Source organism: Chamaesiphon minutus PCC 6605, from assembly GCF_000317145.1.
GTDB lineage: Bacteria > Cyanobacteriota > Cyanobacteriia > Cyanobacteriales > Chamaesiphonaceae > Chamaesiphon > Chamaesiphon minutus.
Genome location: NC_019697.1, coordinates 3,881,711 through 3,903,817, shown reverse-complemented (window position 1 = coordinate 3,903,817; position 22,107 = coordinate 3,881,711). Strand labels below are relative to the sequence as shown.

The window sequence follows — 22,107 nt, the reverse complement described above, 5'->3', positions numbered from 1 at the left end:
CCGATTCGATCGCCTCTGAGAGCGATGCTGGATTTCCAAACGTGGCATTTAAGTGGGTATCATAGCAGATGGGGGATAGCGATCGCGACCGCTCGATCGCGACTACACAACTTGCTTGGGGATCGCCAAGACTGCCGAAATTTTAGGTTCGGTTATCGCACTAACACCAGATTATCTATATTTTTGTATACTTGTATTAAGAGTGATTTAGATCTCTAATTTCAAAAAGTTAAGATATTAGGGAATAATTTAACGAAAGTTAACTCGTCGGCCGATAATATCGAAATATAGCACTACAGAGTTTAAGAGGCAACTTTACAACGTGAGTCAGCAACAACTTACCCAACTGCGGCGTTATAATGCCCAGGCAATTGCTAAGTATTACAATAGACGTCCGTGGCTGGTAATCTGGCGCGCACTAGTTATCGTTTGGTTGTTTGCCGGATTTTTAATTGGGTTATTACTCGATCGATCTGTTGGTAATACCGAAGCAAATAAAAATCAAAGAGCCGAGCAATTACGGGAAATTCTGACGCAATTGGGGCCGACATTTATTAAAGTCGGACAATCGCTATCGACACGTCCCGATCTAATCAGACAAGACTTTTTGGACGAGCTAATCAAACTTCAAGACCAACTCCCACCTTTTGATAATGAGTTGGCAATGCAAATTATTGAATCGCAACTGAAGCGATCGGTAGAAGAATTATACAAAGAAATTTCACCGCGTCCGATCGCTGCGGCCAGTTTGGGTCAAGTTTACAAAGCTAGATTGTATACTGGGGAACAGGTTGCCGTTAAAGTGCAACGGCCAAATTTAATGCCAACTATCACTCGCGATCTGTACTTGTTACGGTGGGCAGCTAGTTGGATCAAACCATTTTTACCATTAAATTTGGGTGATAATCTCACCATCGTTGTCGATGAATTTGGTACGAAGTTATTTGAAGAAATCGACTATCAAAATGAAGGGCGCAATGCTGAAAAGTTTGCGGCGAATTTTCAAGACGATCTGACAGTTAAAGTTCCGGCTATTTACTGGCGATATACCAGTCATACCGTCCTAACTTTAGAGTGGATCGACGGTATTAAGTTAACCGATATAGATGGGATAAAGAAAGCTGGGCTAGATCGCGACACATTGATTAGAGCTTGTGTTGCATCAGGTCTGCGACAGTTATTAGAATTTGGCTTTTTCCATGCCGATCCGCATCCTGGTAACCTATTTGCACTCGCCGACGGACGGATGGCATTTATCGATTTTGGGATGATGGATCAGCTCACCCAAAACACTAAAGAAACGATCGCGGGTTCGGTAGTGCATTTGATTAATAAAGACTATCTCGCCCTCACAGATGATTTTGTCAGGCTGGGTTTTCTGACTCCCGATGTGGATATTTCTCCAATTATCCCAGCGTTAGAGCGAGTACTGGGCAACGCGATCGGCGAAAATGTTGGCAACTTCAATTTTAAAACCGTCACTGATGAGTTTTCGGAATTGATGTTCCAATATCCCTTCCGCATCCCCGCTCAATTCTCACTCATTATCCGATCTTTGGTTACGCAAGAAGGTGTCGCGCTGAGTCTCAATCCTAACTTCAAGATTGTCGAAATTGGCTATCCTTATGTCGCCCAAAGATTGCTCAATGGCGAAACTCCAGAAATGCGGCGACGGTTGCTAGAAGTAGTAATTAAAGATGGTAAGTTGCAGTGGCAACGATTGGAAAATATGATTGGCATCGCTCGCACGGGTGGAAATTTCGACCTGTTGCCTACCGCCCAATTAGGACTTAAATTCCTGATGTCTGAGGAAGGACGCTCGCTCAGAAATCAAATTGTCATGGCACTAACCGAAGACAATCGCCTCCACATTACCGAAGTTCGACAGTTGTGGAATTTAGTCAAAGGCGAACTAGAGCCAGCCAAACTCTTAAATGTAGCGATCGGTGCGTTAGCGGTAAACGTCCCCAAAACACTCGGCGATCTCTCTACCGCTGGAGTGAGTTCTTTGCTCAGAGAATTGAGTAATAATGGCAAGTAATGTGGATGCCTTACATCTTGCAACAGCTCGAACATGTTAGTGCTTAGTGAAAACCAGGGTACCCACGAGGGGCGCCCCTACACAAATAACCTGTAGGGGTGCCCCTCGTGGGTACCCCCAGATCTACACTAGGCACTAATGTTTTCAGACTGTTCCAAGATGTGAGATTGCCTCACTGGTGAGGTTTAAATTAGAAATAGTCGATCGATTTTCGAGTTTAGTCCAAAACCTCTTTCTCTGACGCTTCTCCACTTGTAATGCCTAGATTGTCGCTAAATTAAATGTCAGATCTCATCTTATTTTGGCATCGCCGTGACTTACGCGTTTCAGACAGCATAGGTTTAGCCCAAGCCTGTAATACCAATGCTAGAGTTATCGGTGTCTTTTGTTTCGATCGAGCGATTTTAACTAATGATAGTGTTGCCCCTGCGAGAGTTACCTACCTCGTCGGCTGCTTGCAGTCGCTTGCCAAAGATTATCGCCGCGCGGGGAGTCAACTACTATTTGTCGAAGGCAATCCCGTCGTCAAAATTCCGCTATTAGCTACTACACTCAAAGCCCAAGCTGTATATTGGCATCTCGATATCGAACCATATTCCCAGACGCGGGACGAGAGCATCGCCACAACTTTAAAAAGCGATGGCATCGAAGTGCATACAAATTGGGATCAGTTGCTCCATGCCCCAAGTGAAATTATCACTGGTAACAAACAGCCCTATACAGTCTATACCCCATTCTGGCGCAACTGGAACAGTCGATCGAAACCAGCCCCAGTCGAAGTCAAACTTCCCCCCTGCCAATTAGATGCTACCGAGCTGACAGATCTAGCTCAAGTACCGACGATCGATCTCCCCACAGCCAAAGATTTAGGATTTACTTGGGAGAACCCGCTCAAATTAGAACCGGGTACGAGCGCAGCCGCACGGGAACTAGCAGAATTTTGCGATCGATCGATCTGCGAATATGACGAACAACGCAACTATCCCGCCCTTACAGGCACATCGGGACTCAGTGCGGCCTTGAAATTCGGCGTCATTGGCATTCGGACCGTGTGGGCGGCCACAATCGAGGCAATGGCACAAACCAGCAGCGACGAAGCCCGTGCGGGGATTACCACCTGGCAGCAAGAACTCGCATGGCGAGAATTCTACCAACAAGCGATGTATCATTTCCCCAGCCTTGCCCAGGGGGCTTATCGCGACCCCTTAAAACATTTTCCGTGGCAAGATGACCAAAATCGTTTTGACGCTTGGTGTCGGGGCGAAACAGGCTATCCGATCGTCGATGCGGCCATGCGCCAACTCAACGAAATTGGCTGGATGCACAATCGCTGTCGAATGATCGTTGCCAGCTTCTTAACTAAAGATTTGATTATCAACTGGCAATGGGGCGAGAAATACTTCATGCAACGTCTGATCGATGGCGATCTGTCTGCAAACAACGGCGGCTGGCAATGGAGCGCATCGAGCGGTATGGACCCCAAACCGTTGCGAATTTTCAACCCCTACACCCAAGCCCAAAAATTCGATCCAGAGGCAGATTATATTCGTCAGTGGGTGCCAGAATTAAAGTCTGTCGAGACCAATCTCATTCTCAGCGGTAATATCCCACCGCTAACTCGCCATCAGATCGGCTATCCACTCCCGATCGTGGATCATAGCGTCCAGCAACGGCTGTTTAAAGATTTATATGCCAGCGTCAAAGGTGTGGCTGTCTAGTCGAAACTCATCCAAGCTAAAATTCGATTTGCCGCCAATCTTTGTCATCACGATCGAAAATCGAAATAGTGAATTATTTAAGATTGAGAAAATGACCGACTGGATCGAATTCTATTCATTTCCATCAGTCAAGCTATCGAACATTTAAGGATTATTACCTCAAAAATGTTTGTCAAAACTTAACTGATTATTTTCCAAAGTTGGTTAGTTACAATAGAATGGTGGAGTTGATGCCAAATGTTTTAATAGCTTGCCTTTATTATCTCAACTCTCGTCAAGGTAAGGTGACTGGAATTAGTTTCGTGGATAGCACGGCTATTCCAGTTTGTCACCCAAAAAGAATTAAAAGAAATAAGGTTTTCAAAGAAACTGCCAAGCTGAGTAAGAGTTCTATGGGATGGTACTTTGGATTCAAGCTTCATTTAATTATTAATGATTGCGGAGAGATATTAAGCTGCAAAATCACACCTGGCAATGTCGATGACCGCACACATTTGCCATCAATGACACAGGGAATATCAGGAAAAATATTTGGAGACAAAGGATATATTAAGAAAGAACTATTTGAAGAATTATTAAATAAAGGATTGCAGCTAATTACGCCACTAAAATCTAATATGAAAAACAAGCTCATCTTGATGGATGACAAAATATCACTTCGGAAACGCTCGCTGATTGAAACGGTAAATGACCAGTTAAAAAATATTTGTTATTTAGTCCATTCTCGCCATCGGAGCTTGCATAATTTCATGCTAAATCTGATTACAGCATTAATTGCTTATACTCATCAACCTAAAAAGCCGAGTTTGAAGCTAGATGAGCCTGCTCAAAACTTCTTTAGTATTGTTCCTATTTAGCCGATTATTTATTTATTAACTTAACTCAATATTTTCAATCATTAATCATCTTAATGATGGGTTTTATCGTGCCAAAATTTACATAAAATTTGCTATTAAGCTGAACATGTTGTCACATCTGAGTTCGATGAGGCATAGCCTCATCGAACTCAGGTTATTAATATAGCGATCCCAGATATGGCAAGATGAGAGGGTTGGACTATATGAATATTATTAGAAATGCGAACGGGCAAAATTTCTATACTTAGCCGCTGGCGAAACTGGTTGCAGACTGGCATAGTGGCAATGCTGTCAATCAGCCTCTCGATGGGGTTGAGTGCGGCTACTCTGCTACCTTCTGGAAACGCAATTACTGACGGACAGTCAATTTTGAGATATGCACTCCCGATCGATAATAAACCAGTGCGGGAACTGCAAAATAGCTTGGAAGATATTGCCAACCACTTGCGCGGCAAACAGTGGAGCACGATTAGCAACGATGTCAAAAAAGCGGCGGCGATATTGAAAAACAAGCAAGCTGATATTCTCACAAGCGTTCCTGCTCCCAAACAAGCAGAAGCACAAACTCTGCTCGATGATATTCAAACTGATGTAGAGGCACTCGCGATCGCCACCGCAGCCAAAGACAAACCGCAGGTGCAAGCCAAACGTACCGAGGCTCTGGGTAAAATCGGCTCGATTGAAGCATCGATGGTGACGGATTTCCCCTATACAGTACCTGCTGAGTATAGTAACTTGCCCCAGCTTAAAGGGCGTGCCACGATCTCCATCAAAACTAACAAAGGTGAGATCGGTCTGATCGTCGATGGCTATAATGCTCCCGTCACGGCTGGTAACTTTGTCGATCTCGTCCAACGGGGATTTTATAACAATCTTGCTTTCACCCGCGCCGAAAATGATTACGTACTTCAGATTGGCGATCCGCCAGGGGATGAAGTTGGTTTTATCGATCCCGACACCAAAAAATATCGAGCCGTACCGCTAGAAGTAATGGTCAAAGGCGATAAAGAGCCGATGTATGGAATTACCATGGAAGATGCCGGACGCTTCCGCGAAGAACCTGTTTTACCGTTTTCTTCCTATGGTGCCTTGGCAATGGCGCGTCCGGAAGGCGACCCCAATGGCGGCTCTTCTCAAGTCTTTTTCTTTCTGTTCGAGCCAGAATTAACCCCGGCTGGCCGCAATCTGCTCGATGGTCGTTATACCGTATTTGGCTACGCGATCTCGGGACAAGAAGTCCTCGGACAGCTCAAACCCAATGACAAAATTGAGTCGGCGAAGGTAATTGAAGGGGCCGATCTCTTAAAAACTTAACCATCGATCGAGACTATACTGGTGGTCGATCGTCAGGCGCACCAGCAGGCCGAGGATTACCTGGCAGCGGCTCTCCCATCGGCGGTGCGCTAGTGGGACTGGAGCTAGGTGTCGGTGGCTGAGTACCCGCCGGACTGGGGGTAGGTGTTGGAGCCTCAGTACCTGCCGGACTGGGGGTGGGTGCTGGAGTTGTAAAATTGGGCGCATTTTGAGACAAGAACCAACTAACAGCCCCAATCGCGACTAATGATAACAACCCAATTGCCCCTAAGATTAGGGGCTTTTTATTTTCTAGTTTGTTGGCGGCTCGCTCGCCAATCCGGCTGCTCGGACGAGCCGCATCTTCAGTACTAGTCTCCGGACTACTCAGTAGCAGCGTATCCGAATGGATCGAGGTCGGGGCAGCGGCTGGAAAATCCTGGATGGTGGTATTTTGTCCGGCTTCGACTGGCTGCTTGACTTGACAATGAACCAGCGCGACGGTGGCATTGTCGTGGCCATTGTGAGTATTCGCCATATTGATCGTGCGCTGACAGGCGGTCGCTAGATCTACTTTCCCTTCTAAAACGGGAAGAATTTCGGTTTGCCAATATTGATCGACTCGATCGCGATCGCTGACACCATCCGTACACAATAAGAAAATACATTCCTCATCGACGATCGTCCTGCGGATATTGGGATGGAGCGCGGTCGAAGAATTCATTCCCAAGGCTTGAAATAACGAACCAGAACTAGTCATCCCTAAGGCTTCGCGATACAAGACTCCGCTTAGGCGCACTTCTCTAGTTGCCAGGTCGTCATCTAATGTCATTTGATGGCAGCCAGTGCGCGTAATCCGATAAACACGGCTATCGCCGATATGGGCGATATAAGCCTCGTGACCGTAGATTAGACTCATTACCATCGTCGTGCCCATTCGCTCGCGTTCTTGACGATTTTCGCTGTCATTGCGCAGGCTTATTTGGTCGTTAGCAACGCAGGTAGAGTTCTCAATTTGGATGGTAATACTATCGGGATAACGATTTTCTGGCTTATTAAGTACATTCTCGACCCGACGACGAATCGTATCGATTGCCAGATTAGAGGCCACTTCGCCACCTTGATGGCCGCCCACGCCGTCGCAAACAATCGCCAGGCTCAGATCGTAGCCTGTATTCTGATACAGTGGGTCGCCGCTGGGTGGATAGCAAGCATCTTCATTTTGCTCGCGAGTCGGCCCAGTATGGCTGAGTGTCAGATAATTACAATTGAGAAATTGTTTTTGACCTACCGTTCGCAAACCCTCATCTAGCATGGCGATCAGTTGTGTAGCGGTCGTAATTTCTTCTTTGATGAGTCCATTACAAATTTTGTCCAGAATTTGGGCGATGCCGAGCCGCGCCTGTTTCTGCCACATTTTCCAGAGTTTGCCCAGTTCGGCTAATTTCGGAGGTGTTTCAGCATTGGGTATTAATTCGATCGTTCGTAACAGGCCGCCTTCAACGCGCAGCACTTCTGGATGTAATAAAGTTTTGTTTACCCCCTCCACCTGCATCGAGTCCCACAGATTGGCGATTTGCCACAGCCAATTGAGTTGGCGCATCGATCCGGCGGTTTTCCAGCTTTCGATCAGTTCTGGCATTAGTCTCCCAGCAAAAGCAGCTCCTAATCCCTCACTATAAATCGGTGCTTTTTCCAACAGCCATAATGTAGTAGTCCGTCGTCCCGAGCGATTTAAGGGAATCGAACCATAAACTTGCGGGACGTGGGGGCGATGACCGATCAGCCGCAGATAAGGAGTAATATATTCGGGCACGCGCTCGACTACTTCTGGTTGCCAGCCTGGTTTGGTGTCTAGCAACACCCGACTGTTGACAACGATATAGCGATTGTTTGCCAGCATCTGCCCGACTTTCAAGCTAGAGGCATCTTCACCAACAGTCCATAGGTAGACCTTGGGAATGGCGGTACGACAATGAGCGCAAAAATTGTGACTCACTGGGTTGGGAGCCTGACATTCAGGATTTTGGCAGACGATTTTTGCCGCTAGTTGGTTGGTCATGGGGTTGGGGTTGCTCCGGTCATCCGATCGTTTGCGCTATGATGGCAAGTCAGGTGTGTGGCTTGAAGTGGTTTCGGGGAAACGATTCTCAACAACAGAGAGTAGATCCGCGAGTAATTTTGGCTATTTGATGTAGCAAGTGAGAAGTCGCGAACTTCGAGATGGGGATAAACCCAGACAGATCGGGCGATTCTGCGAGAGGAGATGCTACACCAACGATCCAAATTCTAACCTGCGATCGCTTGCTAATCTCAAGCTTAAATAAAAATCAATCCACTTATCTTATAAATACCCATGATTCAACCTTGTCAAACACCTTTACCGCTCAAAAGTGGAGATTTATTAAGGGTTATCGCTCCCAGCGGGAGATTACGAGAGCGAACAGCACTCGATCGTGGCATTAGAATTTGGCGCGATCGCGGTTATCGGGTAGAAGTGGCGGAAGATGTTACTCAAGCATGGGGATATTTAGCAGGTAGCGATGTCACACGACGCGATCGATTGGCGGCTGCGTGGGCAGATCCAGACTGTCGCGGGATTTTGTGCGCGCGCGGCGGTTATGGTGGGATGCGATTGCTAGAAGATTGGCAATGGAAACCGAGCGATCGACCTAAGTGGCTGATTGGCTTTTCAGACATTACAGCTCTATTATGGAGTCTCGATCGAGCAGGATTTGCGGGTGGTGTCCACGGGCCATTAGTAACTACTTTATCAGATGAGCCGGAATGGTCGTGCGATCGATTATTTAAGTTAGTTACTGGCGCACCACTCCCCCCACTACAAGGAGATAGTTGGGTGAGCAATGTAGCGACGGGCAAGTTATTACCCTGCAATCTCACTGTGGCTACGCATCTATTGGGAACGCTCCATCAACCAGATTTAGCTGGCACGATTCTAGCAATCGAAGATGTTACTGAAGCTCCCTATCGGATCGATCGGTTGTTAACTCACTGGCGACTCACTGGCGCATTACATCGAGTTGCCGGAATTGCGATCGGCAGATTCAGCCAATGCGACCCCCCAGAAGGGAGTTCTAGCTTTACAGTAGAAGAAGTCCTCCGCGATCGACTGACAGATCTTCAGATTCCGATCGTCGCCAATCTCCCCTTCGGGCACGATGGCTGCAACGCCGCGCTCCCCGTCGGTGTAGAAGCTATTTTAGATGGCAATACAGGCGAACTGAAAATAGTGTAAGTGCTAGCTAATACAGCAATTAAATAATATTTTTAGATATCAAAAATATTAAGGCGATGCCATCCGCAAAATTAAAAATCCAATCATTCGATCGATCTCGATCTAGTAAGAGGATGTTCGCCAAATAATCCAAAATCCAAAATCCAAAATCCCAATGACCGGACAAGAATTAAGAGAAGTTATCGTTGCTAAATGGGGCTATTCCTATGACGTCCAAATGCGGAAGGTACCCAATAAAATCTATTTACAGGTGATGTGGAAATATCAAGAACAAGCATCTTTTCCACTTTCAGAGACAGATTATCTGGCTCATTTAGATACGGTTGGCTCTTATTTAGCCGCAATGGGTAGTAGCGAACAAGTCAAAAGCTTTATCGAAAAAACTAATGAAAAACCGCGACTGGGTAAGGCGGTAAGCATCTTACTAGATTTAGGCGATCGAGCATCAGAATGGCTATTATAGTTCTAGGCGTTCTTAATTGAGCGGTTCCCATATACTTCCAATACTTCTCGGTTAAGAGTAGCTTCATTTTACAGAGATCGGCCTGATGATGCTACAGAAAATGACTTGTGCATCTACCGCCCATATTCATGTTCGGCACGTTCCTTTAGATCTGAAAACAGTCGAGGCTGCAATTACGTGGGTAAATCACGGCATCCATCCCGATGATATTGGTATCCAAACTTAAAGGATAGTTCGCCTGAAAACTCAAAACTAAATTCTAAAATAATCGATCGATTGCCACTGATAACTCTGGAAATAAATCGTCGGTAATTACGCCTTCACCCATATAAGTCACGGGCGCGCGATCGGGATAAAATACGGTCACACTTTTAGCTTCTGGATCGACTATCCACACTCGCAATACATTTCCAGTCAGATAATAGCCAGCTTTTTGGGTCATTTGTCCGAACGTTTGTCCGGTTGAGATAATTTCAATCGCGAGTTCGGGTGGGACCATTCGTGACAAGTTAAGAAAATCAGAGATTTGTCAAAAGGGTAATAAAAAGATGCCAAACTGTTTCTAGTCAAGAGTTTGAGGGAATAGAGGCCTGATGACCAGCCGCCGAAGAAGTAACCGCGACCACGCCAAAAAGAACCACCAACCAGGTGTGGAAGATGAGATCATCGCCGCTCAAGTAGAGGCTTTATTGACACCAGCAATTTTCAATCAAAGTCATTACTACCGACAATTAGGGCTGAGAAATCGGCTGTTAAATTTACCCTTGATGATGGCAGCAGTGCTGACGCTACTGTGGCGGAATGTGCCAGGAGTCAGAGAACTAAGCCGAATGTTAGGGCGAGAAGGATTTTTGTGGTGTGAGCCAACACAAGTAAGTCAACAGGCGATTGCACAAAGATTTCTGACCTTTCCATCTGAGTTATTTGAGAGAGTGTTTAAGGAATTACTGCCAGAATTTAGAGTGAAGTGGCACCAGAGAAAACAGCGATTGTTGCCACAAAGCATTGAATTTGCTCAAGCAAAATTTGAGCGGATTTGGGCATGTGATGGCTCCACATTGGAAGCGATATTCAAGAAATTAGATAGCTTATCTGATGTGCCAATCGGACAACTAGCGGGAAAAATGGGAGTAGTCATAGATTTGGTGACGAGATTGCCGATTGAAATCTGGTTTAGAGAAAATCCCAAAGCTTCAGATGTTAATTTTGAGAAAGATATCCTGAATTTAGTAACATCGGGCACTTTATTGCTCTTGGATCGAGGCTTCTATCATTTCCAATTTTGGCAAGAATTAATTAACAGAGATATTCATTTTATTACTCGATTAAAAAAAGGTGCATCGCTACAGATAGAGCGAGTATTTAGCAATAGTTATAGTATCCGTGACCGAATAGTGCGGATGGGGTCTGGCACCAAAAAGACTCCATATATAACTGTAAGATTAGTCGAAATTAAAGTGGGTAAAGTCTGGTATTCTTATCTAACTAGTGTACTCGACCCATTGAATCTTCCTCCCTATGTAGTCGCCGATTTGTACGGAAGACGGTGGCGAATTGAAGAGGCTTTTAATACTGTTAAACGATTGCTCGGGTTGAGTTATTTATGGACTGGTTCAGTTAATGGAATTAAATTACAGATGTGGGGGACTTGGCTGTTTTATGCAGTTCTAGTCGATTTAGGTGATGCTGTAGCTGATGAATTATCTCTCCCATTCGACCGCATTTCTTTAGAGATGATTTATCGAGGTCTTTATCACTTTCATGTAGCTCATCATAAAGGTTTAGCTGCCAATCCAGTCACCTATTTTGCTGCCCCAGAGAATCAAGATTTAGGTATTGTTAAAACTGTTCGTAAACCTAATGTTAAGTTAATTATTGCACCTTTTCCTGATTCTATGAGTCGAACAGACAATTTTTTCTTCGACTCATCGCCTCAAGCCCGCTTGACAAGTGCGATCGCTTCTTAACTTGTCACTAATGGGGTGGGACTGGACAAGCCGCATTTTCATTCCAACTTTCCGGCAATCGATCGAATGAAACATATATCAAATCCGGTACGGATGTAAAATGTTCGTTTAGCTCGAATGCCCATTCGATCCCAACTCTCCCACGCCCATCGCTCCATAAGTTCAGGATATTAACTAAAGCTAGAGTAGAGCGAGAGTGAAAATATTTAGGGGACGTTTTAGATACGGCAATGCCATCGATTAATTCATAAGTGAGATCGCTAGCATCTGCTAACGCCCAAAATTCTGCTTTCGTGAGTTTTTTTGTCGTGGTAGCAATCATCGCAATATCGATCGAATCACATCGATTATATCTTAACAAGATCGCACCTCTCATTGGACTTCTATCGAAGGCCAAGTTGGGCTAATCGAACATCGATCGAGATTGCTCCCGATCGAAAAGAGAGGGCGTTTTACACTACCCTCTCTTGTTTTCGATCTAACTTAAGCCAAATTACCTGTTAACTCTATTAGACTTTAGCAGCAACTTTAGCTTCTTTAGAAGTCAAACGTTCGTAAGTCGCTCTCATTTTTAGACCGACCATGACTTGGAATAAACCAGTACCATTATTGGAACCAGGATACTCGCGGTGTTGAAGCAGGAGGCTAGTCATTTCACCTTTGTGTTTGGTGGAAATATTGCTCAAGTGGCTCTCGATATAACTTACTTGCTCTAGATTGCCCAATTGTCCGTCTAATTCGAGTACTGATACGGGGTGACCGTAGTATGTATCGGGGCCGTAGAACATTTTAATTCCAGGATATTCGCAAGTTAATTTGCGGCCGCAAGGTCTCCAGTGAATCGTCGAACCCTCATCGAAGAGGTAGACAGGATCGAAGTCAGAGACACCTTCACGCTGCATCAGGCGCACGCGGAGGAGCTTGCTTTCTTTATCGTCGATCAACTTAGTTGGTAATACTTGAATTACGACATCGGCATGACCGCGTTGTGGCTCGATGTATGCTTCAAAGTCAGGACGACGCGATTCGATTGCCGCTAAGACATCATCGTAGCTGTGACCGCGCTCGGCCATGTCTCTTTGAATTTTCCAGGCGATTTTGACATCATCGGTGATATCGAGGTAGACGCTAAAGTCGATCAGACCACGGACTCTTTCGTCGTAGAGCGGATGCAAACCTTCAATGACGACCACATGATTGGGTTCGATTTTTTCGGGCGGGTCGATCAAACCAGTTTCATGATTGTAAATTGGTTTTTCGATCGTTTGACCGCTTTTAAGAGCTTTGATTTGCTCGTACATCAGATCGAAATTGTTCGCACGCGGATCGAGTGCTGTTACCTTTTGCTCTTTGCGCTGGTATCGATCGAGACTATGGTAGTCATCCAAACAGATTACTGTCACGAAACTCTCCCCAAACAAGTCAATAATCCGTTGTAAAAACGTTGACTTACCACAGCCGGAGTCTCCAGCAACCCCAATTATTACCACGCGATCCACCTTTGTCATAGCTATCCTCTATATATTGAAATCTTTTGTAAGTATTAAGATCTAGTTCTTTGAAATAAAATTTTACCTCAAACCGCTATCCCAATCGAAGCAGACACGAACTAATTTTCCATGGTTACAGTATTTGGCACTGGAGAAAATCGGTCGATGTCAAGAGCTAGTGCAATTATCCCTCGAGTCGGCATTCGATGGCGATCTGTCAGGTATAAAATCCTAATTTAAGCACACTTCTGTAACGATAGCTACCATTAAATCAATGATATTTGGCTTGCTAGATCGCGTGTGTCGGTAACTTAAAAACTATTACCCAGCCAACATTATAGCCGAAGCCGAAGCGCAGATCTCACCATCGACACACAACCGAACATTCGGGATCGCTATAATCGAGCCGAATCGATCGCTTGAGTGAGACAATCTACCCGCATTCTTCAAATCCTCGCAATTTGGGAAACTCGCCCGATCGCTCTTGTGTAATGGGGCGCAGCTACGGTATCCTGACTGGAATATGTTTATATAGCGACAAGTTGTCTGCACTCTGGTCTAACAGCTAGCAGCGATGCTTCTCCCGCTGAAGAGACTCTGCCAACGAGTGATATTTGAAGTAACTAAAGTTATAATGACACCTAATATTTGGGGTTCGGAGATATAAAATAGCAATGTACAATCCAAGTCTAAGCGGTAGTGCTGGTAACTCAGCAGCAAATAATCGTCTGTTTATCTACGAAGTTATCGGTCTACGCGATACACAAACGTCAGAGGGCAATAGCAACAAGATCCGTCGTAGTGGTAGCTCGTTCATTACCGTTCCTTATCAACGGATGAATCAAGAAATGCGCCGCATTGCCAAATTAGGTGGCAAAATTCTCAGCATTCGTCCTTTTGCCGCTGAAACAGAAGCAGTTGCTACAGCAAGTGACGAAGCTCCAGTTGCCAATACCGAAGCTGCACCAGCAGAAACCGCTGCACCCGCACCTGCTGCCAAAAAACATGCAGACGTTCCGGTCAATATCTATCGCCCTAATGCTCCATTCGTTGGCAAATGTGTTTCCAATGATGGGCTGTTAGCTGAAGGTGGAATTGGCATGGTTCAACATGTAAAATTTGACATTTCCGCTGGAGATTTGCGGTACTTTGAGGGCCAAAGTATCGGGATTATTCCTCCTGGTAAAGATAATAAAGGCAAAAACCACAAAATCCGTCTGTACTCGATCGCGAGCACCCGTCACGGTGATGATGTCGATGACAAAACTGTATCGTTGTGCGTGCGTAAACTAGAGTACAAAGACGAGAAAACGGGGAAAGAAGTCGAAGGTGTCTGCTCGACATTCTTGTGCAATCTCAAACCGGGCGATGATGTCCAGATTACTGGCCCCACCGGGAAAGAAATGCTCTTACCCGACGATCCGGAAGCAACAGTGATCATGATGGCAACAGGAACCGGAATCGCACCGTTCCGCGCTTACCTGTGGCGGATGTTTAAAGACAACGAGCGTCATGCGAACTCTGACTATCAATTCAAAGGTTTGGCTTGGTTGGTATTTGGGGTCGCAACTACTCCTAACATCCTGTATAAAGGCGAACTCGAAGAAATTCAGGAAAGATATCCTGACAACTTCAAGCTGACTTATGCAGTCAGTCGCGAACAGAAAAATGCACAGGGTGGCAAGATGTACATTCAAGATCGGATCGCTGAAAATGCGGACGAACTCTGGTCTTTGATTCAACAAGAGAAAACTCATGTTTACATCTGCGGACTCAAAGGGATGGAAACAGGCATCGATGCAGCACTCACTGAGGCCGCTAGCAAGTCCGATGTCAAATGGGCCGACTATCGCTCTCAAATGAAACGTGCTGGTCGTTGGCACGTTGAAACCTACTAATTTAGAGAGTAGGGGGTAGAGAGTGGGGAGTAGACAGTAGAAGGTAATTACGAATTATTTTCCTACCGCCTACTCTCTACCCTCTACCCCCTATTCCTATGGTAAAATTGCATACAAACCGAACAAACTTAGGTAAAATAAGGATTGGAGCCATGTCGTCAGCAGTCGAAGTAACAGACGGTTCTTTCAAAGAAGATGTCCTGGATAGTGAGATTCCAGTATTGGTGGATTTCTGGGCACCTTGGTGCGGTCCTTGTAGAATGGTCGGCCCTGTAGTAGATGAAATAGCCGCCCAGTATGAAGGCAAAATCAAAGTATTCAAGCTTAATACTGACAACAATCCCAATGTTGCAAGTCAATATGGCATTCGGAGTATTCCTACGCTGATGATTTTTAAAGGTGGTCAAAAAGTCGATACTGTGGTCGGTGCCGTTCCCAAAGCAACTCTTTCTAATACTGTAGAAAAATATCTCTAAATATTACAATTAGCCTGGTTCAAATAGCGAGCCGAATTCTCGATCGACATTGAGAAGATATGACATTCAGTCAGTTGGCTCAGATGATTAGGGCTACGCAGCAGAGTGAGTGCAGCACCATTTCTTTCTGGTGAGCTGTCAGATGCGAACCAAAATGGGATCTGCCTGATCTCAAGAATATGATGCTCGATCGATATTCTTGTGCGCCTAATTAAACAGCGTCTCAGTCTAGATTAGGCTAGAGACGCTTTTCAATGCGTAGTGTAAGTTACGTTAGGCTGATGAGTAACCAGACACCAGCCAATTAATTTTGAATTAAACCTATGGATGCTCTATCCGCACTCAAAGATAACCTCTTAGCTACGATCGATCGCTTACCCAGCATGAGTAATGGTAAGTGGATTCAGCGGGCATTAGAGGCCATTTTACGGTTATCTGAAACCGAGATCGATAGGTTAGATTGGAAGATTCTGAGTGCGGCTATCGAAGACATGGAAAGAGCTTTCGAGGTGTTTTATCCTTACAGACACGTTCGTAAGGTGGCAGTATTTGGCTCGGCGCGGACTAGCGAGACAGTCCCCGAATACCAGCTTGCCTATGATTTCGCCCAGCTCATTACCCAGCAGGGATTTATGACAATTACAGGTGCTGGCGGCGGGATTATGGCCGCTGCCAATGCTGGATCTGGCGCGGAAAATTCCTTTGGGTTGAATATTCAGCTTCCTTACGAACAGAGCGCGAATAAATATATTCTGGGCGATCCAAAAACGATCGCATTTAAATATTTCTTCACCCGCAAGTTATTTTTCTTAAGAGAAAGCGATGCGGTGGTGCTATTTCCAGGAGGATTTGGAACCTTAGATGAAGCTCTAGAGACGCTGACACTGTGTCAAACTGGACGATACGGCCCCGTCCCGATCGTTTTACTCGATCGACCTGGTGGTAAATATTGGCGCGACTGGGACAATTATTTGCGCCAACATTTGGCCACAACAGGGTTGATTAGTCCTGGAGATCTAAATTTATACACGATTGCTGATGATATTCAGGTTGCAGCAGAAGTAATTCGGAACTTTTATCGGGTATATCACTCTAGCCGTTATGTTGGCGATATATTTGTGATGCGATTGAAACTGCCACTTTGCGATCGAGATCTCGAGTTACTCAATCAAGAATTTGGTGACTTGGCGGCTGATGGGAGAATCGTTCAAACTACTGCTTTACCTCAAGAATTAGAGGATCCAACTGTTGACCTGCCACGATTGGTATTCAAATTCGATCGGCGCGATTTTGGTCGTTTGTACCAGATGATTGGTCGGCTCGGTCGGATGGATGGGAACGTTTGTTTGGATACTCATCCCGAATCTAAATAGACGCGAAAAGAAATCTTTTTACGTCTAATTGCAGGTTGGTTAGCGGATGTGCTCCGGTCGAAAAACTCGAACAGGAGAATGTGACAATAGAGAGAGTCTGCTTCTTTCGGCGAGTTCCCCGCCGAAAGAAGCAGTCATAAATAATGAGCAAGGAGGGATTCGAACCCCCGACCTTCTGATCCGTAGTCAGAAGCTCTATCCACTGAGCTACTTGCCCTAGTCCGTTCTCTATTATAACATACCTTTTCCCAACTGATGAAAAAACTAAAAAGGTTCGAGCTGATACTCGAACCTTTTTAGCTTAAATTAGTGGGCAAGGAGGGATTCGAACCCCCGACCTTCCGGTTCGTAGCCGGACGCTCTATCCACTAAACTACTCGCCCCAGCCAGTAAATAACATTAACATACTTTTAGCGTAATCATGCAAAACTTTTCCGATCGGACTCAATCTCAGGCAGATTCCCAACTCACACATTTAAACGATCGGGGAGAAGCAACGATGGTAGATGTTGCTGACAAGGTGGTGACTAAGCGCACTGCTGTTGCCGAAGGTCGAGTGCGCATGTCTAATAGTACCTTAGAGACAATTCTGGCGGGCAATGCGCCCAAGGGTGACGTTTTAGGTGTTGCCAGGATTGCAGGCATCATGGCGGCGAAGCAAACAGCCAATCTCATTCCACTGTGTCATCCCCTACCTTTAAGTCAGGTCGTGGTAGAGTTAACTCCCGATCGAGATTTGCCAGGAATTTTGATTCGATCGATAGTAACGATCGAAGCCAAAACAGGTGTGGAGATGGAAGCTCTGACAGCAGTATCGATCGCGGCTCTAACTTTATACGATATGGCTAAAGCTTTGGAAAAGTCGATGCAGATCGAGAATATCCGTTTGGTAAGTAAAACTGGGGGTAAGTCAGATTTCCAGTTCGAGGGATAAGGGGTGGGTGATAGTTTAAAGTTTAATCCACGAAAATTCTCATTGATTCGGTTACGCCGTAAAATGTGATAGACAGCGAGTACGTATTCCTTTTCTCCCTTCCGATCGTGAAAAAACGGGTAACTCTGACCTTTCCTAAACGTACTATTCAGATGCCAGTGGCATATCGACTGGCTAAAGATTTTAATATCGCTGCTAACATCATTCGCGCGCAAGTAGCACCCAACCAAATTGGGAAATTAGTGGTAGAACTAGCTGGAGACATCGACGAACTCGATGCAGCCATTGAGTGGATGCGATCGCAAGGCATTCAGGTTTCGACGGCTAATAAGGAAATCTATGTCGATGAAGATGTCTGTGTCGATTGTGGATTGTGTACTGGCGTATGTCCGACTGAAGCTCTCAATCTCGCTCCCGATACCTTCAAGCTTAACTTTACGCGATCGCGTTGTATTGTATGCGAACAATGTATCCCGACTTGTCCCGTCGGCGCAATTTCTACCAATTTGTAGCGCGATCTAAACCTGACAGATCGAGCTTAGCTACTCATCTTTTATTTTGAAATTTGGATAAATAAAAAAGGAGATAGATATATCTCCTTTTATTTGGGAATTCACAATGATGAGATCTGGCTTAAAGATGAGAGCGCAGTAAAATTAATAACCAGTTTTTACCGTCTCCTCCAGCAGATGGGAGAACTAGACTGAGACTAGAGCTGGAGATGCAGCTAGATCGATTTCAATTAGTAGACTGGCTCCAGATGATTCGAGCGATCGAACATCTTCTAGCTCTAATTTAATCCGGCTCTGCAATTTAGGTAACAACGCCTCCCACTGAATCGATGATAGTTCTCCAGTTAAAGCTATCTCTAAGTGTTCGGTAATATCGAGATCGACAGCCATCATCAGATTCATGGCAATACCTGATATTAAGACATTTACAGATTCGATATCTTTAGCATTGGTAGTATCGATTAATAAGGTCGGTCGATCGAATTCCGAACTTTGAGCTAAGTTATAGCAAACATTAGCAATCTCTTCACCTAACTCTTCTTCATCTTGCGACCAATCGGGGAAAATAATCAGATTTTGCTCGCTTAATGGGAGATGAGTTAAAGTTTGTGCGATTAAAACATTTTTAACAATATCTCCCATTTTAGACCAAGAGAACTGTTTCGCCTGTTCCAAACCTGCGACAATCAGAGCGGCTCTTAGCTGCGGCTTTTGTACCTCACATAGAGCTTCTGCCATCCCATCGATATCATCATCGAATACATAAATAACTGCCTCACCACCAACTTCGGGAATTGAAGCATTCGGACAAGTAATCACGGGGCAACCGCTAGCCATTGCTTCGACAATCGGCAAGCCAAAGCCCTCATATTTAGAAGGATATACTAACGCGATCGCACCTGCATAAGCCATACTCAATTCATCATCATCTAGGCAAAGATGTAGAATCCTACTATTCGGTGCATATTGTTTGAGTTCGTCAGCATTCAATCCAGCCGCACCAGTGCAAATTATATCAAACTCATCAGATCGATCGAGTTGACTGAATCCTTGCCAAAACAAGATGCCATTTTTGTAACCATCTAAGACCGAGCCAATAAGAATAAAATAGGGTTTTGTAATCTCATACTTATGGCGAAACTCATCGATCGATTCAGTCGATCTAGTTTTAAATACAGGCTGTACTCCACAATGAGAAACGGTAACAGTACTAGGATCGATATCTGGATATAGTTCTAGTAAATCTTTGGCTGTATGTTCGGAGATAGTTAAATAAGCAGATGCGTGTTCGATCCCACGTCTTTTCTCCTGCCACATCGGTTGATTTAGATCGGTACCCAAGACTTCAGGAATCATATCATATCCCATGAAAACTGAAGGAGTCTCTAGAGGTGTAGTGTAATAAGTAGATATAAACAGTTCTACATTTAGATCGTTACATACTTGTTGCAGCATTTGGCGATCCGCATCAGTGTTATTATAATCATAGGCAGGAATTTGATAATAACTAATGCCTTCAATTTTAGGTGCTGTACCTACTCGATCGAGTACGACTAGATGGTTTCCAAATTCAGTATTCGCCCACTCTTCTAGTAAAGATTTCCAGACACGGGCGATTCCTGTACTGTAAAGCTGGAAGAATATGCCATCGATCGCAATCAAATTATAGCTACTTGCTGAAGAAGCAAAATGATAATGTTGCCAGATCGAATCGATTATGTTTCCAGATTGCTGAATATTATTTAATAGTTTATTGATTTTGCTCCAGTCATCTGTTTTCTTTGTAACTTCTGAACTTGTCAGAACAGATAAAATACCTTGATGCTTAGTCAGTAAACAGTTAACTACTGAAGATATTAAAATATTACGGTCGTGAGAATTATTAACATGTTTATAGACAATTTTAAGATATTCATAAATCATTGTCCAAAATAGCTCTGACGCTGAGAATTCAGATAAACTTTGGTTGAATATTTTCTGAATATAATGCTCCCAACTACCAAAGTCATCTAATTTACGAACATATTGTAATGGCTCATCAATATAAGCAAATGTGCCAAGCAATGATAATTCGTTTAAGAAAATATTATCTGGACCTATTGTTTTCGTTCCCAATGTTGTTTGTTTCAATGCTGATGAACGAATCAATCCATAAATTGGACAGCCATAGCCCATCCCCCAAAGAACCATTTGAAACCGAGACATCAAATCTAATCCTCTCGTATCAATACCTCGACCAATGGTACCTAAATCTTTTTCGTCTCTATCGATCCAGATCGAACGAGGATAGCATAAAACTACATCACGATCTCCTTCAAATATTTCTAAAGATTTAGATAAAAATTGAGGATGCCAAAGATCGTGCCCAGAGATCCAAACAAAATATTCACCTATCGCTCTTTGAACAAGTTGTTTTGCATTACCGACTGCACCAATATTTTCACTGTTTCTAATTAGGTTGATTCTCGGATCTAATCTTTCATAATGCTGACAAATTTCGATTGTTCCATCTGTAGAATAGTTGTCAGAAATGATTAGCTCAAAATTCTCATAATTTTGAGCTAAGATTGATTCAATCGTTCTAGCTATATTTTCTGCCTCGTTGTAAACAGGCATACCTACACTAATTTTCACACACATAAAGTAATTACACAGGCACTAATTTTACTATAAATCGATCGATAAGTTACAATGCAGCATGAAAAATCAAGCTAGTATTTTTTTAATCTCTTGACATATATAAATAATTTTTTCTCGATCCATATTCATGCCTGACGGTAAATTAATACCGTGCTGACTAATTTTATAACTATAACGATTGTTCGCTACCGTTGTTTTAGTATTTGCTAATTTTTCATAGGCAAGCAAGCTACTTAACGGGTGAAAAAATGGACGAGTATCTATGTTTTTTTTTCGTAATTCATCCATGAGTTGATTTTTTTCTATCGTCATCTTATCATCAATAATTATTGTCACCATCCAATAAGTGTTCTTCGTATTAACTGGTTCATAGTTAAGAGTTAAACCCTGAATACAATCTAATTCAGACTGATACCATCTGAAAATTTGACGCTTGCGATCGATCAATTCTTCAATCCGCTCTAGTTGTGCTAAACCAAGCGCAGCTTGCATACTGCTCATTTTATATTTATAGCCAACTTCAGTATTATAAAATAGTTTATCTCCAGGCTTACGCCCATGATCTCTTAAAAATAAGACTCGTTGATAAATATCCTCCCGATCCGTTACTAACATTCCACCTTCACCAGTGGTAAGCGTTTTTGAACCATGAAAACTAAATACCCCTGTATCCCCAAAACTACCAGCTTTGCGCCCATGATACTCCGAACCGATCGACTCAGCAGCATCTTCAATTACAGCTAGATTATACTTCTTGGCGATCGCTATTATTGCATCCATATCTGGCATACCACCATACAAATTAACTGGAATAATCGCTTTAGTTTTAGGAGTAATATAGCTTTCTAAAGATTCAGCCGAAATACACCAAGTTTGAGGATCGATATCTGCAAAAACTGGAGTTGCACCCACATAATTAATAGGTGCAGCAGAAGCAATCCACGTTACGTCGGGAACGATTACTTCATCTCCAGTAGTAATCCCTAATGCTAATAATGATAGATGAATAGCTGAGGTACAAGAAGGTAAGGCAATAGCATATTTAACACCTAGATAATTAGCGAATGCTCGCTCGAATTTATCATGATAAATATTTGCATCTCCATACCAAGCGTTAGTTACCGCGTCAGTAACATAATCTATCTCTTTTTGGGTAATTGAAGGGCCAGATACAGGGATAAATTGCATA

At 44.0% G+C, this 22,107-nt stretch carries 18 protein-coding genes, 2 tRNA genes and 1 pseudogene; 13 read left to right on the top strand and 8 right to left on the bottom strand.

The features are described 5' to 3' along the window. The first annotated feature begins 322 nt into the window (after positions 1-322). From CHA6605_RS17865 to CHA6605_RS17850, 4 genes and pseudogenes are all read left to right on the top strand, one after another. A complete protein-coding gene (locus tag CHA6605_RS17865) occupies positions 323-2,041 on the top strand; it encodes an ABC1 kinase family protein (RefSeq protein WP_015160804.1) in 1,719 nt (572 codons plus the stop codon). 281 nt (positions 2,042-2,322) lie between these two features. Then, on the top strand, positions 2,323-3,759 hold the full coding sequence (locus CHA6605_RS17860; protein WP_015160803.1) for an FAD-binding domain-containing protein: 1,437 nt from the start codon (positions 2,323-2,325) through the stop codon (positions 3,757-3,759). A gap of 110 nt (positions 3,760-3,869) precedes the next feature. Next, positions 3,870-4,616, top strand: a pseudogene (locus tag CHA6605_RS17855) (IS982 family transposase); the annotation flags it as partial. Positions 4,617-4,835: 219 nt separating this feature from the next. Further along, the gene (locus CHA6605_RS17850) at positions 4,836-5,930 is read left to right on the top strand and encodes a peptidylprolyl isomerase (protein WP_015160802.1); all 1,095 of its coding nucleotides are present in this window, start codon (positions 4,836-4,838) and stop codon (positions 5,928-5,930) included. A 13-nt stretch (positions 5,931-5,943) separates the two neighbouring features. On the opposite strand, the gene CHA6605_RS17845 is transcribed toward CHA6605_RS17850, so the two are convergent. Then, positions 5,944-7,971, bottom strand: a complete 2,028-nt coding sequence (locus tag CHA6605_RS17845) for a PP2C family protein-serine/threonine phosphatase (RefSeq protein ID WP_015160801.1) — start codon at positions 7,969-7,971, stop codon at positions 5,944-5,946. A gap of 294 nt (positions 7,972-8,265) precedes the next feature. Between CHA6605_RS17845 and CHA6605_RS17840 the strand changes: the two genes are divergently transcribed. The 3 genes from CHA6605_RS17840 (at position 8,266) to CHA6605_RS34325 (ending at position 9,854) form a co-directional block, all read left to right on the top strand. Continuing rightward, on the top strand, positions 8,266-9,165 hold the full coding sequence (locus CHA6605_RS17840; RefSeq protein WP_015160800.1) for a S66 peptidase family protein: 900 nt from the start codon (positions 8,266-8,268) through the stop codon (positions 9,163-9,165). 154 nt (positions 9,166-9,319) lie between these two features. Then, on the top strand, positions 9,320-9,628 hold the full coding sequence (locus tag CHA6605_RS17835; protein ID WP_015160799.1) for a DUF3067 family protein: 309 nt from the start codon (positions 9,320-9,322) through the stop codon (positions 9,626-9,628). 85 nt (positions 9,629-9,713) lie between these two features. Next, a complete protein-coding gene (locus CHA6605_RS34325; RefSeq protein ID WP_157260029.1) occupies positions 9,714-9,854 on the top strand; it encodes a hypothetical protein in 141 nt (46 codons plus the stop codon). 33 nt (positions 9,855-9,887) lie between these two features. Here CHA6605_RS34325 and CHA6605_RS17830 read toward each other — a convergent pair whose 3' ends face one another. Then, complete coding sequence (locus tag CHA6605_RS17830) at positions 9,888-10,127, bottom strand: Uma2 family endonuclease (protein WP_086936242.1); 240 nt, start codon at positions 10,125-10,127, stop codon at positions 9,888-9,890. Between the two features lie 94 nt (positions 10,128-10,221). On the opposite strand from CHA6605_RS17830, the gene CHA6605_RS17825 reads away from it, so the two are divergent. After that, positions 10,222-11,595 carry an IS4 family transposase gene (locus CHA6605_RS17825; RefSeq protein WP_015158054.1) on the top strand — a complete coding sequence of 458 codons (1,374 nt, stop codon included), beginning with the start codon at positions 10,222-10,224 and terminating at the stop codon, positions 11,593-11,595. A gap of 7 nt (positions 11,596-11,602) precedes the next feature. Here CHA6605_RS17825 and CHA6605_RS17820 read toward each other — a convergent pair whose 3' ends face one another. After that, a complete protein-coding gene (locus tag CHA6605_RS17820; RefSeq protein WP_157260028.1) occupies positions 11,603-11,917 on the bottom strand; it encodes a Uma2 family endonuclease in 315 nt (104 codons plus the stop codon). Between the two features lie 187 nt (positions 11,918-12,104). Continuing rightward, entirely contained in the window at positions 12,105-13,103 is a 999-nt protein-coding gene (locus tag CHA6605_RS17815) for a phosphoribulokinase (protein ID WP_015160798.1), read from the bottom strand. A gap of 656 nt (positions 13,104-13,759) precedes the next feature. Here CHA6605_RS17815 and petH point away from each other — a divergent pair. From petH to CHA6605_RS17800, 3 genes are all read left to right on the top strand, one after another. Next, a complete protein-coding gene (petH, locus tag CHA6605_RS17810; protein ID WP_015160797.1) occupies positions 13,760-14,983 on the top strand; it encodes a ferredoxin--NADP reductase in 1,224 nt (407 codons plus the stop codon). 152 nt (positions 14,984-15,135) lie between these two features. Next, positions 15,136-15,459, top strand: coding sequence for a thioredoxin (trxA, locus tag CHA6605_RS17805; protein ID WP_015160796.1), 324 nt, complete (start codon positions 15,136-15,138; stop codon positions 15,457-15,459). Positions 15,460-15,782: 323 nt separating this feature from the next. After that, positions 15,783-16,832 carry an LOG family protein gene (locus CHA6605_RS17800; protein WP_015160795.1) on the top strand — a complete coding sequence of 350 codons (1,050 nt, stop codon included), beginning with the start codon at positions 15,783-15,785 and terminating at the stop codon, positions 16,830-16,832. A 144-nt stretch (positions 16,833-16,976) separates the two neighbouring features. Here CHA6605_RS17800 and CHA6605_RS17795 read toward each other — a convergent pair. Together CHA6605_RS17795 and CHA6605_RS17790 are read right to left on the bottom strand one after the other, a co-directional pair. After that, positions 16,977-17,049: transfer RNA gene (locus CHA6605_RS17795), tRNA-Arg, on the bottom strand. 93 nt (positions 17,050-17,142) lie between these two features. After that, positions 17,143-17,215, bottom strand: a tRNA-Arg gene (locus CHA6605_RS17790). Between the two features lie 38 nt (positions 17,216-17,253). Between CHA6605_RS17790 and moaC the strand changes: the two genes are divergently transcribed. Both moaC and CHA6605_RS17780 read left to right on the top strand, forming a co-directional pair. After that, the gene (moaC, locus tag CHA6605_RS17785) at positions 17,254-17,766 is read left to right on the top strand and encodes a cyclic pyranopterin monophosphate synthase MoaC (protein ID WP_015160794.1); all 513 of its coding nucleotides are present in this window, start codon (positions 17,254-17,256) and stop codon (positions 17,764-17,766) included. A gap of 107 nt (positions 17,767-17,873) precedes the next feature. After that, positions 17,874-18,278: an NIL domain-containing protein gene (locus tag CHA6605_RS17780; protein WP_015160793.1), complete on the top strand. Its 405-nt coding sequence runs from the start codon at positions 17,874-17,876 to the stop codon at positions 18,276-18,278. Positions 18,279-18,464: 186 nt separating this feature from the next. Here the strand turns inward: CHA6605_RS17780 and CHA6605_RS17775 are convergent, their stop codons facing one another. Next, entirely contained in the window at positions 18,465-20,918 is a 2,454-nt protein-coding gene (locus tag CHA6605_RS17775; protein WP_015160792.1) for a glycosyltransferase, read from the bottom strand. A 66-nt stretch (positions 20,919-20,984) separates the two neighbouring features. Next, positions 20,985-22,106, bottom strand: a complete 1,122-nt coding sequence (locus CHA6605_RS17770) for a DegT/DnrJ/EryC1/StrS family aminotransferase (RefSeq protein ID WP_015160791.1) — start codon at positions 22,104-22,106, stop codon at positions 20,985-20,987. Between the last annotated feature and the right edge of the window lies 1 nt (position 22,107).

What these genes read in the sequence shown, in the direction of transcription:
- CHA6605_RS17860 (WP_015160803.1), top strand. Translation starts at nt 2,323, where the DNA reads ATGTCAGATCTCATCTTATTTTGGCATCGCCGTGACTTACGCGTTTCA.
- CHA6605_RS17850 (WP_015160802.1), top strand. Translation starts at nt 4,836, where the DNA reads ATGCGAACGGGCAAAATTTCTATACTTAGCCGCTGGCGAAACTGGTTG.
- CHA6605_RS17845 (WP_015160801.1), bottom strand. Translation starts at nt 7,971, where the DNA reads ATGACCAACCAACTAGCGGCAAAAATCGTCTGCCAAAATCCTGAATGT.
- CHA6605_RS17840 (WP_015160800.1), top strand. Translation starts at nt 8,266, where the DNA reads ATGATTCAACCTTGTCAAACACCTTTACCGCTCAAAAGTGGAGATTTA.
- CHA6605_RS17835 (WP_015160799.1), top strand. Translation starts at nt 9,320, where the DNA reads ATGACCGGACAAGAATTAAGAGAAGTTATCGTTGCTAAATGGGGCTAT.
- CHA6605_RS34325 (WP_157260029.1), top strand. Translation starts at nt 9,714, where the DNA reads ATGATGCTACAGAAAATGACTTGTGCATCTACCGCCCATATTCATGTT.
- CHA6605_RS17830 (WP_086936242.1), bottom strand. Translation starts at nt 10,127, where the DNA reads ATGGTCCCACCCGAACTCGCGATTGAAATTATCTCAACCGGACAAACG.
- CHA6605_RS17825 (WP_015158054.1), top strand. Translation starts at nt 10,222, where the DNA reads ATGACCAGCCGCCGAAGAAGTAACCGCGACCACGCCAAAAAGAACCAC.
- CHA6605_RS17820 (WP_157260028.1), bottom strand. Translation starts at nt 11,917, where the DNA reads ATGATTGCTACCACGACAAAAAAACTCACGAAAGCAGAATTTTGGGCG.
- CHA6605_RS17815 (WP_015160798.1), bottom strand. Translation starts at nt 13,103, where the DNA reads ATGACAAAGGTGGATCGCGTGGTAATAATTGGGGTTGCTGGAGACTCC.
- petH (WP_015160797.1), top strand. Translation starts at nt 13,760, where the DNA reads ATGTACAATCCAAGTCTAAGCGGTAGTGCTGGTAACTCAGCAGCAAAT.
- trxA (WP_015160796.1), top strand. Translation starts at nt 15,136, where the DNA reads ATGTCGTCAGCAGTCGAAGTAACAGACGGTTCTTTCAAAGAAGATGTC.
- CHA6605_RS17800 (WP_015160795.1), top strand. Translation starts at nt 15,783, where the DNA reads ATGGATGCTCTATCCGCACTCAAAGATAACCTCTTAGCTACGATCGAT.
- moaC (WP_015160794.1), top strand. Translation starts at nt 17,254, where the DNA reads ATGCAAAACTTTTCCGATCGGACTCAATCTCAGGCAGATTCCCAACTC.
- CHA6605_RS17775 (WP_015160792.1), bottom strand. Translation starts at nt 20,918, where the DNA reads ATGTGTGTGAAAATTAGTGTAGGTATGCCTGTTTACAACGAGGCAGAA.
- CHA6605_RS17770 (WP_015160791.1), bottom strand. Translation starts at nt 22,106, where the DNA reads ATGCAATTTATCCCTGTATCTGGCCCTTCAATTACCCAAAAAGAGATA.